Annotated in this window: 13 protein-coding genes; 7 read left to right on the forward strand and 6 right to left on the reverse strand. The window is 63.5% G+C overall.

All coding sequences use genetic code 11. The annotated features are described in order from the left end of the window. Nucleotide 1 precedes the first annotated feature (1 nt). The 4 genes from mnmG to hemJ form a co-directional block, all read right to left on the reverse strand. Entirely contained in the window at nucleotides 2-1,906 is a 1,905-nt protein-coding gene (mnmG, locus tag ABID58_RS01105) for a tRNA uridine-5-carboxymethylaminomethyl(34) synthesis enzyme MnmG (protein WP_354031220.1), read from the reverse strand. Nucleotides 1,907-2,182: 276 nt separating this feature from the next. Next, entirely contained in the window at nucleotides 2,183-3,487 is a 1,305-nt protein-coding gene (gene mnmE / locus ABID58_RS01110) for a tRNA uridine-5-carboxymethylaminomethyl(34) synthesis GTPase MnmE (protein ID WP_354031221.1), read from the reverse strand. 327 nt (nucleotides 3,488-3,814) lie between these two features. After that, on the reverse strand, nucleotides 3,815-5,080 hold the full coding sequence (gene rho / locus ABID58_RS01115; protein WP_027535007.1) for a transcription termination factor Rho: 1,266 nt from the start codon (nucleotides 5,078-5,080) through the stop codon (nucleotides 3,815-3,817). 246 nt (nucleotides 5,081-5,326) lie between these two features. Continuing rightward, a complete protein-coding gene (hemJ, locus tag ABID58_RS01120) occupies nucleotides 5,327-5,761 on the reverse strand; it encodes a protoporphyrinogen oxidase HemJ (RefSeq protein WP_148752749.1) in 435 nt (144 codons plus the stop codon). A gap of 460 nt (nucleotides 5,762-6,221) precedes the next feature. Between hemJ and ABID58_RS01125 the strand changes: the two genes are divergently transcribed. From ABID58_RS01125 to dnaQ, 4 genes are read left to right on the forward strand one after another with little or no spacing between them, the layout of a single operon-like run. Then, the gene (locus ABID58_RS01125; protein ID WP_148752748.1) at nucleotides 6,222-7,061 is read left to right on the forward strand and encodes a pyruvate, water dikinase regulatory protein; all 840 of its coding nucleotides are present in this window, start codon (nucleotides 6,222-6,224) and stop codon (nucleotides 7,059-7,061) included. A gap of 37 nt (nucleotides 7,062-7,098) precedes the next feature. Then, nucleotides 7,099-7,707, forward strand: coding sequence for a Maf family protein (locus ABID58_RS01130; protein ID WP_354031222.1), 609 nt, complete (start codon nucleotides 7,099-7,101; stop codon nucleotides 7,705-7,707). 23 nt (nucleotides 7,708-7,730) lie between these two features. Next, nucleotides 7,731-8,330 carry a dephospho-CoA kinase gene (coaE, locus tag ABID58_RS01135; RefSeq protein WP_354031223.1) on the forward strand — a complete coding sequence of 200 codons (600 nt, stop codon included), beginning with the start codon at nucleotides 7,731-7,733 and terminating at the stop codon, nucleotides 8,328-8,330. A 41-nt stretch (nucleotides 8,331-8,371) separates the two neighbouring features. Continuing rightward, the gene (gene dnaQ, locus ABID58_RS01140; protein WP_148752745.1) at nucleotides 8,372-9,091 is read left to right on the forward strand and encodes a DNA polymerase III subunit epsilon; all 720 of its coding nucleotides are present in this window, start codon (nucleotides 8,372-8,374) and stop codon (nucleotides 9,089-9,091) included. Nucleotides 9,092-9,099: 8 nt separating this feature from the next. Here the strand turns inward: dnaQ and secB are convergent, their stop codons facing one another. Further along, nucleotides 9,100-9,585 carry a protein-export chaperone SecB gene (secB, locus tag ABID58_RS01145; RefSeq protein WP_148752744.1) on the reverse strand — a complete coding sequence of 162 codons (486 nt, stop codon included), beginning with the start codon at nucleotides 9,583-9,585 and terminating at the stop codon, nucleotides 9,100-9,102. Between the two features lie 401 nt (nucleotides 9,586-9,986). Here secB and ABID58_RS01150 point away from each other — a divergent pair, with 401 nt between their 5' ends. The 3 genes from ABID58_RS01150 to ABID58_RS01160 are packed head-to-tail and all read left to right on the forward strand — an operon-like array spanning nucleotide 9,987 to nucleotide 12,794. Further along, on the forward strand, nucleotides 9,987-10,691 hold the full coding sequence (locus ABID58_RS01150; RefSeq protein WP_148752743.1) for a Tim44/TimA family putative adaptor protein: 705 nt from the start codon (nucleotides 9,987-9,989) through the stop codon (nucleotides 10,689-10,691). Continuing rightward, nucleotides 10,669-12,204 (forward strand): murein transglycosylase A, encoded by a 1,536-nt coding sequence (gene mltA, locus ABID58_RS01155; protein WP_354031224.1) that lies wholly within the window; start codon nucleotides 10,669-10,671, stop codon nucleotides 12,202-12,204. The genes ABID58_RS01150 and mltA overlap by 23 nt, the downstream gene beginning before the upstream one ends. Continuing rightward, nucleotides 12,201-12,794 (forward strand): Smr/MutS family protein, encoded by a 594-nt coding sequence (locus ABID58_RS01160; RefSeq protein ID WP_354031225.1) that lies wholly within the window; start codon nucleotides 12,201-12,203, stop codon nucleotides 12,792-12,794. The genes mltA and ABID58_RS01160 overlap by 4 nt, the downstream gene beginning before the upstream one ends. On the opposite strand, the gene ABID58_RS01165 is transcribed toward ABID58_RS01160, so the two are convergent. Further along, entirely contained in the window at nucleotides 12,791-13,915 is a 1,125-nt protein-coding gene (locus ABID58_RS01165; RefSeq protein WP_354031226.1) for a hypothetical protein, read from the reverse strand. The genes ABID58_RS01160 and ABID58_RS01165 overlap by 4 nt on opposite strands. Nucleotides 13,916-13,940 lie beyond the last annotated feature (25 nt).

Consider the following 13,940-nt stretch of genomic DNA (forward strand, 5'->3'; position numbering starts at 1 on the left):
CCTATGCGATTGCCTTGGAAGTTACTTCGGAAGTCACATTGGTACTCTTGCGCGCCTCGCGGCGGAGATAGGCCGCGAGGATGCCGAGCGCCGCTGGCGTCATGCCGTCGATCCGACCGGCCTGGCCGACCGTGAACGGCCGCGCCTTCTCCAGCTTGGCGCGGACCTCGTTGGAGAGACCCGGAACCTGCTGGTAGTCGACCTCCGACAGCACCATCCCCTCGTCGCGGCGGAAGGCTTCGACGTCGGCGGTCTGGCGCTCCAGATAGACGTCGTACTTGGCGTCAATCTCGAGATGGGTGGCGATGACGGGATCAATGGAGGACAGCTCCGGCCAAATCGTGCGGATCTGGCTCCAGCCGATATCCGGGTAGGCCATCAGCTCGAAGGCCGAGCGGCGCTGGCCATCCCGGTTTAGGGACAGTCCGTGCTTGATCGCCTCGTTCGGGGTGATGGTCAGCGACTTCGACAGCGTCCGCGCCGCGTTCAGGGCATCCATCTTGGCGCGATGATGCCGGGTCCGGGCACTGCCGACACAACCCAGCGCAATGCCCTTCTCGGTCAGGCGCTGATCGGCATTGTCGGCCCGCAGGGTCAGCCGGTATTCGGCCCGCGAGGTGAACATCCGATAGGGCTCGCTGATCCCGCGGGTCACGAGGTCGTCGATCATGACCCCGAGATAGCCATCTGCACGGTCAAACACCGTCAGTGCAGCCCCACTGGCGGACAGTGCCGCGTTGAGACCGGCTACGATGCCCTGCCCGGCGGCCTCTTCGTATCCCGTCGTGCCGTTGATCTGCCCGGCCAGGAAGAGACCACGCAGACGCTTGGTCTGGAGGGTCGGATCGAGTTCGCGGGGATCGACGTGGTCATACTCGATGGCATAGCCCGGTCGGACCATCTTCACCCGCTCCAAACCGGGGATGCTGGCGAGGATCGCGAGCTGGACCTCCTCCGGCAGCGAGGTCGAGATGCCGTTGGGATAGACGGTGGTGTCGTCGAGCCCTTCCGGCTCCAGGAAGATCTGATGGCCATCGCGATCGCCGAAGCGGACGATCTTGTCCTCGATCGAGGGGCAATAGCGCGGACCGGAGCTCTTGATCTGGCCGGAGTACATCGGAGAGCGATGGACATTGGCCCGGATCACCTCGTGGGTGGCGGCCGTCGTCCGGGTGATCCCGCACTGGATCTGTGGGGTCGTGATCCGCTCGGTCATCACCGAGAACGGCTCCGGCGGCTCGTCTCCGGGCTGCATCTCGACCGCGGACCAGTCGATGGTGGAACCATCCAGACGGGGCGGCGTCCCGGTCTTCAAGCGTCCAAGGGTGAAGCCGGCGCGCTCAAAGGAGGCGGAAAGACCCATTGCCGGGGCCTCGCCGACGCGGCCGGCGGGCCAGTTCTTCTCGCCGAGATGGATCAGACCGCGGAGGAAGGTGCCGGTGGTGATGACGACAGCCCCTGCCCGGAGCACCCGACCGTCGGCCAGGCGCAGTCCGGTGACGCGGCCATCGACCACGATCAGCTCGTCCGCCTCGCCTTCGATGACGACGAGGCCCTCGGTCTCCCGGATCGCGGCCTGCATCGCGGCCGCATAGAGCTTTCGGTCGGCCTGAGCCCGCGGACCGCGGACCGCCGGACCCTTCCGGCGATTGAGAACGCGGAACTGGATGCCGCCGGCATCGCCGACCCGCCCCATCAGGCCATCGAGTGCATCGACCTCGCGGACCAGATGGCCCTTGCCGAGACCGCCAATGGCGGGATTGCAGGACATCGCGCCCACGGTGGAGAAACGGTGCGTCACCAGAGCGGTCGTCGCACCCATCCGAGCGGAGGCAGTCGCAGCTTCACAGCCGGCGTGGCCACCGCCAATCACGATGACGTCGAAACTCTCTTGCTCTGGTCGCATGTGCGGACTTCTAGCTCAGCGGCAGGAAAGCCGGAAGTAGAAACTGGGCGCGGTGGCTGTTTCACGTGAAACGGGGTCGCGGAGAGAGCCGGCGCGGCTTCGCGAAAACAACCCCATGCACAGTAGGAAGTGCGCTGGATGGCTATTGTTTCACGTGAAACGCGAGCGCCCGGCGGAACTGCGGACGGCGCGCGAGCCAAGAGGGGAATTGTTTCACGTGAAACCCTAAAACCCAAGCAACGGAACAAGGACTAGTTCTACACTAAAGAACTAGCGCTACTTTCCGATACAGAACTTCTGGAAAATGGCGCCAAGGACGTCCTCGACGTCCACCCGGCCGAGCAGCCGGCCCAGGGCAGAGGCGGCAGCTCGCAGCTCTTCGGCGGCGAGCTCTTCGCCCTCTTCTACAAGCTCCAGACTCCGGCGCAAGCTGTCCGACGCCCGGCCCAACAGATCTCGTTGCCGGGCCCGGGCCACCAACGCGCCCTCGGTGGTTCCGAAAAACTCGGCCGCGAATTTGACGAGGGCCTCGACCAGCTCTGGAATGCCGTCGCCTCGGCTCGCGGAGATTCCGAACTCGCCGGGTGACCCTGCTCCCCCGAGATCGATCTTGTTGCGCACGATCCAGATCTGGCCGCCGGACGGATCGACGGCGCGCTCGCCCTCCACCAGCCACAGCACGAGGTCGGCGTCCTCAGCCCGTGCCCTCGCCCGGCGCACGCCTTCCTGCTCGACAGGATCGTCGGTCTCGCGAATGCCGGCAGTGTCGATGACGGTAACGGGATAGCCATCGAGATCCAGCTGCACCTCGATCACATCACGCGTGGTGCCGGCGTGGGGCGACACGATCGCGACCTCGCGGCGCGCGAGCTGATTCATCAGCGTCGACTTGCCGACGTTCGGCTCGCCTGCGATCGCAACCACCAGGCCATCACGCAGGCGTTCAGAATGTGCCTGTGCCGCAAGGACCTTTGTAATTTCATCGTGCAGCGCCTGGATCGCTTTCACGGCCGGCGCCATCAATTCCGCGGGCACGTCGCCCTCGTCGGAAAAATCGATGCCCGCCTCGATCAGCGCCGACGCCTCGATGATGCGCTCGCGCCAGTCGCGTGCGCGATTGCCGAGCAGGCCCTGCAGCTGCCGTAGCGCCTGGCGGCGCTGGCGATCCGTGTCGGCGTGAACGAGATCGTCGAGGCCCTCGGCCTCGGTGAGATCGAGCTTGCCGTTCTCGAACGCGCGCCGCGTGAACTCCCCGGGCTCGGCTGCGCGCGTATTCGGAATTTTGGAAATAGCAGCAAGGAGCGCGGCCAGCACGGCGCGGCCGCCGTGGACGTGGAATTCGGCGACGTCCTCACCGGTCGCAGTCCCTGGCCCCGGAAACCAGAGCACGATCGCATCGTCGATCGGCTGGCCAGCGCCGTCCCGAAGCAGCCGGCGGCTGGCCTGCCGCGGCGCCGGCAACTTGCCTGCGAGCGTCGTCAGCACCAGGCCGGTCTGCGGGCCTGAGACACGCACCATGGCGATTGCGCTCGGCGGACGGCCGGACGACAGCGCAAAGATGGTCTGGTCTCGCGGGTGCATGGCCTATTTGTCCGGCTCGACGGAAAAAGGCAAACGGCCCGTTCTCGGGCGACCGCAACCCGTGTTGCTGCATCCCAACCCGCAGCAACGACCATATTGCACCGCAACATAACCGCAGCGCTTTGCTGCTGCAAAAAAAGCCTTCGCGCACCAGGTCGGCTAAGGAGAAGTCAAGTATTATTCAGATATATCAATAGGCTAAGACAGACTTGGCTCCGACGCCGATCCCACCGTAATGCTGCGCAATCGCTGCAGCAAAGCCGCACAAAAAAGGGCGCCCGAAGGCGCCCTTAAAGCTCTTGATGCACCCTGGCTCAGGTGTTGATCTCAGGTGTTCATGGAATCGAAGAACTCCGAATTGCTCTTTGTCGAGCGCAGCTTGTCGAGCAGGAAGTCGATCGCGTCCATGGTGCCCATCGGGTTCAGGATGCGGCGGAGCACGTACATCTTCTTCAGCACCTGATTGTCGGTAATGAGCTCCTCCTTGCGGGTGCCGGAGCGCGAGATGTCGATGGCCGGGAAGGTGCGCTTGTCCGAGACCTTGCGGTCGAGGATCAGTTCCGAGTTACCGGTGCCCTTGAACTCTTCGAAGATGACCTCGTCCATGCGGCTGCCGGTATCGACCAGCGCGGTCGCGATGATGGTCAGCGAGCCGCCCTCCTCGATGTTGCGGGCGGCACCGAAGAAGCGCTTCGGGCGCTGCAGCGCGTTGGCGTCGACACCGCCGGTCAGCACCTTGCCGGATGACGGCACCACGGTGTTGTAGGCGCGGCCGAGGCGCGTGATCGAATCGAGCAGAATGACGACGTCGCGGCCGTGCTCGACCAGACGTTTTGCTTTTTCGATCACCATCTCGGCGACCTGGACGTGACGCACGGCCGGCTCGTCGAAGGTCGACGACACGACCTCGCCCTTCACCGAGCGCTGCATGTCCGTGACTTCTTCCGGACGCTCGTCGATCAGCAGCACGATCAGATAGCATTCGGGATGGTTGTGCGTGATCGAATGCGCGATGTTCTGCATCAGCACGGTTTTACCCGTGCGCGGCGGCGCGACGATCAAAGCGCGCTGGCCCTTGCCGATCGGGGCGACGATGTCGATCACCCTTGCAGACAAGTCTTTTCGCGTCGGATCGTCGATTTCCATGCGGAAACGCTGATTCGGAAACAGCGGCGTGAGGTTGTCGAAATTGACCTTGTGCTTGGCCTTTTCCGGGTCCTCGAAATTGAGTGTGTTGACCTTCAGCAGCGCAAAATAACGCTCGCCCTCTTTCGGGCTGCGAATGTGGCCTTCGATGGTGTCGCCGGTGCGCAGGCCGAAACGGCGGATCTGCGAGGGCGAGACGTAGATGTCGTCCGGGCCCGGCAGATAGTTGGCATCGGGCGAGCGGAGGAAGCCGAAGCCGTCGGAGAGCACCTCGACGACGCCCTCGCCGACGATGTCAGTCTCGGCCAGCGCAAGCTGCTTGAGGATGGCGAACAGCAGCTCCTGCTTGCGCATGGTGCTGGCATTCTCGACCCCGTTCTCTTCCGCGAACGAGACAAGCTCGGCCGGCGTCTTCGACTTGAGGTCCTGAAGTTTAATTTCCCGCATTGGGGTGGTCCTGTGGGGTAACCTTGGGAGGGGTGCGAGGAGGCTCTGAAATGCGGACGCGAGAAGGTAAGGTCCGCAGGTCTGGCAAGGAGAGCGCCGGTGGGGGCTTCAAACCTGATGCGGTGTCCGGCCTCTGGAAAGCTCGGACCAACCACATCCGCCTGCGTTGGGTGGGATATCGCTAATATAGAAAATCGCTTGTCACTCCGCAAGCCGAAGCGCTGAGCGATCATTCACGATTCCTGCCTAGAACGGCTTCACGATCACCATGATGACGATGATGATCATCAGGACGGTCGGCACCTCATTGATAATCCGGAAGAATTTCTGGCTGTGCGGGCGCTTGTCGGCGGCGAATTGCTTGAGCCAGCGGGAAAAAAAGCCGTGGGCGGCGGACATCGCCAGCACCAGTGCCAGTTTTACGTGCAGCCAGCCGAAAGTGAACCAATGGCCGGCCCAGGCGAGGTAGAGCCCGGCAAGCCAGGTGACGATCATGGCGGGGTTGATGATCGCCTTGAGCAGACGGCGTTCCATGACCTTGAACGTTTCCGACTGCTTCGAGCCGATCTCGGCCTCACAGTGATAGACGAACAGCCGCGGCAGATAGAGCATGCCGGCCATCCATGAGATGACCGCGATCACGTGCAGCGCCTTGATCCAGAGGTAGACGTCTTCAAACATGTCCGGCGTCCGCCTTTGCGCCCAGCCGTCCGGCGATCTGGGGATAGTAAGAACTCGTTAAGGTCTCACCTGCACACATATCTCTCTGGAGCGCCCTTCTCCAATAAAGAATCTTAGATTCTTAAGGTTTGAGTCTGAGTGACGGTGGATTGGACTCACACAATGCCGTCCGCCACTTCGTAGACGCTTGTTCACATCCATCAACATGTCCAATGCGGTTCCTGCCTGACCCCGATAAGTCACCCGGGCTCAAAGGCTTGCGCGTTTTGATCCGCAGTTTATCAAGGGACTTGTCCGCGCAATCCCGTTTCCCTCTCGGAAGGCTCCCAAACTTGTTCCGATGGGCAGTGGTGTGAAGAAAATTGGCACTTGTCCCGCCCCTGGTGTCGCGCAACCCTTTCCGAGCGGTTAAGGTCCACAGAAATCCACAAACCACACCGCCTTCATACAAAGAGTTTTTGTGCCGACCTCGAACAATTATTTCCATCTGCACCTCGTCTCGGACTCCACCGGTGAGACCCTGATCACGGTCGCCCGCGCCGTCGCCGCGCAGTACGCAAACGTCACGCCGGTCGAGCATGTCTATCCGCTGGTGCGCAGCCAGAAGCAGCTCGATCGCGTGCTCGACGAGATCGAGGAAGCGCCCGGCATCGTGCTGTTCACGCTGCTGGAGAAAGACCTGGTCTCCCGGCTCGAGGACAAGTGCAAAAACATCAACGTTCCGAGCCTCTCGATCATCGGCCCGGTCATGCAGTTGTTCGAAGCCTATCTCGGAGCAGCGACCACGGGTCGCGTCGGCGCGCAGCACGTGCTCAATGCCGAATATTTCAAGCGCATCGACGCGCTGAACTACACGATGATCCACGATGACGGCCAGCACGTCGACGGGCTCGAGGAGGCCGACGTCGTCCTGGTCGGCGTGTCCCGCACCTCGAAAACGCCGACGTCGATCTACCTCGCCAACCGCGGCATCCGCACCGCCAACGTGCCGCTGGTTCCGGGCATTCCCGTGCCGGCGCAATTGGAGACGCTGACCCGGCCGCTGGTGGTAAGCCTGCATGCGACGCCGGAGCGTCTGATCCAGATCCGTCAGAACCGCCTGCTCTCCATGGGCGCCGAATCCGGCAGCGACACCTATACCGACAGGCAGTCGGTCACCGAGGAGGTCGCGTTTGCGCGCAAGCTGAGCGCCAAGCATGACTGGCCGCTGCTGGACGTCACGCGGCGCTCGATCGAGGAAACCGCGGCGGCGATCATGAAGCTCTATAGCGATCGCCAACGCAACCGGCCATCTGAATAGTCTGCCATCTGAATAGCCTTGGGAATAGTTCTCGAAAATGGATCTGTGGCGCGGCAAAACTCCGTTGATCCTGGCCTCGCAGAGCGTCGCACGAAAGATGCTGCTGGCGAACGCCGGGCTCGAATTCGAGACCGTTTCCGCTGACATCGACGAGCGCGGCATTCAGGCTGCGTCAAAACTTTCAAACCCGCGCGAAATCGGCCTGCTGCTGGCGTGCGAGAAGGCCAAGGCGGTTTCGGCCCATCGTCCCGGAAGTTATGTGATCGGCGCCGACCAGACGCTCGCCCTCGGCGACCGTCTCTTCAACAAGCCTGCCGGTCGCATTCAGGCGCTGGCACAATTGCGCGATCTCGCCGGCCATAGCCACGAGCTGAATTCGGCCGTCGCGGTGGCCCGTGACGGCAGGATTGTCTTCGAGGATGTGTCGGTCGCCCGCATGACCATGCGGCAGATGTCCGAGGGCGAACTTTCGGCCTATCTCGACGCCGCCGGCGATGCCGTCACCACGAGCGTCGGCGCCTATCAGCTCGAAGGCCTCGGCATCCATCTGTTCGAGCGCATCGAGGGCAACCATTTCACCATTCTCGGCCTGCCGTTGCTGCCGCTGCTTGCGTTCCTGCGGCGTGAGCGGCTCATTGCGGTGTAACTGACAGGGATGGCTTTGCGCTGATGCGGATTCTCGGACTGACCGGCTCGATCGGTATGGGCAAATCCACCACCGCAAAATTGTTCGCGGAGGCTGGCGTGCCCGTCTACGACGCCGATGCCGCCGTCCATCGGCTGTATGAGGGCGAGGCCGCGCCTGCGATCGAGGCCGCCTTCCCCGGCACCACCGCGAACGGCAAGGTCGATCGTCCCAAACTGTCGGCGCGCGTTGTGCACGATCCGGCCGCGATCAAGCAGCTCGAGCAGATCGTTCACCCCATGCTCGGCGCCTCCCGGCAAAAATTCTTTGCCGATGCGGAAGCCGCCAAGGCGCCGGTTGTGGTTCTCGACATACCGCTGCTGTACGAGACCGGCGGCGAGAAGCGCGTCGACGCCGTCGTCGTGGTCTCGACCTCGCCGGAACTGCAGCGCGAGCGGGTGCTGGCGCGGGGAACCATGGATGAGACCAAGCTCGACGCCATCATCGCCAAGCAGATGCCGGACGCTGAAAAGCGCAAGCGGGCCGATTTCGTCGTGGATACCTCACACGGACTGGAGCCGGTGCGCGCGCAAATCACGCACATCCTGGCCGAGGTCGTTAAGATGCCGCAGCGGCGAGCCTGATTCGCCGACTTACAAGGCTTCTTGCACGGCACCTCAAAATCATGCGTGAAATCGTTCTCGATACCGAAACCACCGGCCTCGATCCGCTCCGCGGCGATCGGCTGGTTGAAATCGGCTGCGTCGAGATCTTCAACCGCATGCCGACGGGACAGACGTTTCACGTCTATATTAATCCCGAAAGGGACATGCCGGCGGAAGCCTTTGCCGTACACGGATTGTCGGCCGAGTTCCTGTCGACCAAGCAGCTGTTCCACGAGGTCGTCGACGATTTCCTGGCGTTCATCGGCGATGCGCCGCTGGTGATCCACAACGCCTCGTTCGACATCAGCTTCATCAATGCCGAGCTCGACCGGATCAAGCGCGCCGCGATCCCGCGCGAGCGGCTGGTCGATACGCTGCTGCTGGCGCGGCGCAAGCATCCCGGTGTGTCGAACCGGCTCGACGATCTCTGCTCGCGCTACGCGATCGACAATTCACACCGCACCAAGCACGGCGCGCTGCTCGATTCCGAACTGCTCGCAGAAGTCTATGTCGATCTGGTCGGGGCGCGGCAGTCGCAGCTGCTGCTGGCGTCGGACTCCCAGGACATTCGCGTCAATGCCGCCGGCGATGCGCCGCGGCGGCAGCGGTCGGTGCCGCTCGCGCCGCGGGTTTCGGACGCCGAGCGCGAAGCCCATCGGGCTTTCATCGCAACGCTCGGCGACAAGGCGATCTGGAACGAGTTCTTGCCCGCTCCAGCTGCCGTCAATCCGGCTGGTTAGGCCTATAGTTAAGCCTGGCCGGCCTGACCACCGGCGGCCATTTGCCGCTCCATGTTCTGGCGATAGAGACCGACGAAATCGACCGGGTCCAGCATCAGCGGCGGGAACCCGCCGTCGCGCACGGCGGTCGCGATGATCTCGCGGGCGAACGGGAACAGCAGGCGCGGGCACTCGATCATGACCAGCGGGTGCAGGTTCTCCTTCGGCACATTGACGATCCGAAACACGCCGGCATAGGCGAGCTCGAACGAGAACATCACCTTGCCCGCGTTCTCGGCTTTGCCCTCGACCGACAGCGTCACCTCGAACTCGGATTCGCTGAGATTGTTGGCGCTGACATTGATCTGGATGTTGATCTGGGGCGCCTGGCTCTGCGGCTGCAGCGAGGTCGGTGCGTTCGGATTTTCGAACGAGAGGTCCTTGGTATATTGCGCCAGCACGTTGAGCTGGGGAGCCTGGGCCGCCTCGGGAGGGGTACCGTTACCGTTGGTCATCGAAGTGTCTCCTTACCCGATTTGGGCTGAATTTCGCGGCGGTTGGCTAACATAGGGCCGCCTCATTCCACAAGGACGAACGGCTCCGGAGGATCGATCCGGCCCGCGCCCGCAACCGTGACGCTTGATCCGCCCGGAACCCGAAATCGCAGGTTAAACGCTTGAAGATGCGCGATTTCCGGGCAGGATCGGGTTTCCCCTTAAGCATAAAACGCGCTACACTCCGCGCTGTGCCAAAAGGCGCCATTGGCCGGGCCAAATTTCGTGCCTACATCCGGCGGACGTAACGCGCGGACCCAAAAGGGCGATGTAGACTTGCCGTTCCCGTATGGAACGGTCTACTGGCCGGATCGATTTTCCCGGCGACCCCCTTCTCGAGAAGACCAGAAAGCGAATACCACGTGGACATCTACACCATCATTTTCCTGGCGTTGGCGGTCTTTATTTTCCTGCGACTGCGCAGCGTGCTGGGGCAGCGGACCGGCAACGAGCGGCCGCCGTTCGACCGCGCGGCTCGCAATGCGCTGGGTGGTGCCCCGGACAAGAACGTCGTGACCATGCCGGGCAAGGTGATCGACCAGGCGCCCTTGGCCCCGACGGCCGAGCCGACCCCGCCTTCCGACCGCTGGAAGGGCCTGACCGAGCCCGGCACTGCGCTCGCCCAGGGCCTCGACGCGATCGTCGAGCGGGATTCCACCTTCGATCCGCGCCACTTCATCTCGGGCGCCCGCGGCGCCTATGAGATGATCGTGCTGGCCTTCGCCAATGGCGATCGCCGCGCGCTGCGCGACCTCTTGTCGTCCGAGGTCTATGAGAGCTTCGACGCCGCGATCAAGGACCGCGAGAAGAACGAGCAGAAGACCGAGACGCGCTTCGTCTCGATCGACAAGGCCGAGCTGGCCGGCGCCGAGCTGCGCGACCGCACCGCACAGCTGACCATCCGCTTCGTCTCGCAGATGATCTCGGCCACCCGTGACAAGGCCGGCAACATCGTCGACGGCAGCGCCGACACGGTCGCCGACATCACCGACATCTGGACTTTCGCCCGCGACACCACCTCTCGCGATCCGAACTGGAAGCTGGTTGGCACCGGAAGCGCGAACTAATATCTTTCTGAAGAACAGCGCGACGGCGCTTTGCGCAGGTGTCGTCGTGCTGGCTTCGTTTTCGCTTGGCGCCGAGGCTGCGCGGCGCCATTCCCGCAGCCATTACCATCACGTTCCCGAAGTCGCCGCGATCCCGCCGCGCGCGTTGCCCTATCCGCAGCTCCCTCTGCCGTTCGAAATTCCCGGCGCACAATACCTGCCGCTGGCCTGGGCGGACGTGAAGGGCTGGAGCGATGACGATCATCTTGCGGCTTACAAGACCTTTCGCGCCAGCTGCCGCTCGATCAACGCGCAGACCGGCGCGGGTGAACAGAAGGCACTGGGCGGCTCGTTGAGCGAACCGTGCCGGGCCGCCAAATCGCTCGAGCCGGCCGACGACGCCCAGGCAAGGACTTTTTTCGAGGAGAATTTTTCGCCGCTGCGGATCTCGCGTCTCGGCGAGCCCGACGGCTTCGTCACCGGCTATTACGAGCCGGTGCTGGAGGGATCGCGCACGCAGACCGATGTCTACAACGTCCCGGTCTATCGCCGGCCCTCGAACCTGTTCGTGCGCGGCTACAATCAGGCCTCCGTCAGCCTGCCCAACAAGGGATCGGTCTACCGCAAGATCGGCCGCCGCAAGCTCGTGCCCTATTACGACCGCGGCGAGATCGAGGACGGCAAGATCGCCGGCCGCGGGCTCGAGATCGCCTGGCTGAAGGACCCGACCGATTTGCTGTTCGCCCAGATCCAGGGCTCGGCGCGGATCAAGTTCGACGACGGCGGCACCATCCGGCTCAACTACGATTCCTACAACGGCTATCCCTACACGGCCGTCGGGCGTGTCCTGATCGAGCGTGGCATCATTCCCAAGGAAGAGATGTCGATGCAGAAGATCAGGGAGTGGATGGCGCAGAACCCCGACGGCGCCAAGGAGCTGCGGCGCCAGAACCGCGCCTACATCTTCTTCCGCGAGGTCAATCTGTCCGACAAGGACGAAGCCGTCGGTGGGCAAGGCATCCCGCTGACCGCCGGCCGTTCGATCGCGGTCGACAAATCCCTCCATGTCTACGGCACGCCGTTCTTCATCGAAGGCGAGCTGCCGATCGAGTCCGACCGTGCCAGGACCCCGTTCCATCGGCTGATGATTGCGCAGGATACCGGCTCGGCCATTATCGGCCCCGCGCGCGCCGATCTCTATTTTGGCGCGGGCGCCGACGCCGGCCGCGTCTCGGGCCGGCTGCGCCACCCCATGCATTTCGTGATGCTGGTGCCGAAGAGCCTCGACCCCGGCGTCCGCGCAGCAAAGCTGCCGGTGCCGGATCCGCGGCCGTCGGAGAAGATCGCAAAGCTGTTTCCGCAGACTGGTCCCAAGGATCCGGCCAAGGATCCGGCCAAGGATCCGGCCAAGGACCCGGCGAAGGGCGAGACTGTCGCAATTGCCGGCCCGGTGCCGCTGCCGGCGCCGCGTCCTGTGATAGAACCTGTCCGCGAACCGCGCAGGCACATGAAAAGTCGTTCCCACCAGCAATGAAACGATCGTCCCGTCCGCCCGTGCTGGATCCTCCGCGTCCTTCGTCGCGCCGGCGTGGACTCAGCGAGGAAGACCGCGAGCTGTGGGAGCTCGTTGCAAAGCAGGTCAAGCCGCTGCGGAAGCATCGCGCGACGAAGGTGCACGTCGCGTCGCGCGCCGAGCCGTCGCCCACAGCGGTTGTTGCCAAGCCAACGCCGTCGCCGCGGCCATTGACGCAAGCGCTCGCCCCGCGTCCGTCAAAGCCGGCGATGCCGCCGCTTGCCCCGCTCGGCAAGCGCGAGCGGACAAAACTGTCGCGCGGCCGCAGCGAGATCGAGGCGCGGCTTGATCTGCATGGCATGACCCAGCTGCGCGCGCACCGCGCGCTGACCGGCTTCCTGCACCGCGCGCACCGCGACGGCTTGACCTTTGTGCTGGTCATCACCGGCAAAGGCCGCAGCGGCGGCGAAAGCGGCGTGCTGCGCCGGCAGGTGCCGGAATGGCTGAGCCTGCCGGAATTCCGCGCCTTCGTGGTCGGGTTCGAGGAAGCCGGGATCGGTCATGGCGGCGAGGGCGCGCTCTATGTGCGGATCAGACGGGCGAGATCCTAGAACGGCCGGACGATTCCGACGCGCGGGATCAGCGTGATGATCAAGCCGAAGATGTTGGTCTTCTGGTCTTCGGCCGGAATCAGCGGCGCCTCCTTGCTGGTCGGCAGCATCTTCACCGCATGCAGGATCAGGAACATGCAGACGGCCCAGTTCGAGATCCAGCGCGAATAGTCGAACACCATCGCGAACATCATGAGATAGGCGAAGCTGACGCCGATCAGCGCCGCGATGACGAGGCGTCGGTGGGCCTCGTGCGCGAGCGAGCCGATCAGGTCAGAAAAATAGCGCCATAGCGGCGTGTGCAGCCAGATCAATAGGGCGAACACGGGAATGCCAGGGATGTTGTGCGGCAGCCAAGCCCAGGTGTCCGAAATCTCCTTCGCCAGCGGCTGATACCAGATGTAGCTGAACTGTAAGAGATCGGTGCGCGAGGGATCGGCCGTCCGGGTCTTCAGATAGGCGACGAAATCCGCTTCGGGGATCGGCATCGTCCCCAGGAACTGCGCGGCGAAGAACAGCACAGAGACCGCGGCGAGGGCGACGATGCCGAACGCGAGATTGCCGCGATTGAGGCCGCAAGCGAGATAGTGCCTGACTACGACGATGGTGATGATCGTCGGCACATACATCAGCAGATGAATGTGGTGGATCAGGACGAGGATGATCGAGAACAGCGCGGCCGTCGCCACGAACAGCAATGAGCCCGCGGGCATCAGCAGCAGGATGATCGCCAGCACGCAGCCATAGATGTCGAAATGGCCGAGCGTGTGCATGAAGTTCTTCAGGAAGAACGGCGATCCCGCGATGAAGACGAACAGCGGCAGCGTCTTCGCCGTGAAGCCGAACGTCTTCTGAAACAGTCTTGCGTACAGCCCCAGCGTCGCCAGCCACGTCGCGCCACCGAGCGCGAACACCAGCCAGACCGGCACCTTGGCCGTGAACAGCGCGACGATCGCCCCGATCAGCGCGCGCTTGATGAAGCCGAAATGGTAGTCGACGAGGAGGTGGATGTAGGGGACGTAAGGCGGCAGCTGGATCTTGTGAACGAGCACGCCGACGATCACGGCAGCGTTAATCGCGAGCAGAAGGCGCCAGGGGTTTTGCAGGATGCGTGCGGTCACGCCGCATCAATAGCGCGGTCGCCCG

The sequence above is a fragment of the Bradyrhizobium sp. S3.2.6 genome (assembly GCF_040546885.1).
In the GTDB taxonomy this organism is placed as follows: Bacteria; Pseudomonadota; Alphaproteobacteria; order Rhizobiales; family Xanthobacteraceae; genus Bradyrhizobium; species Bradyrhizobium cytisi.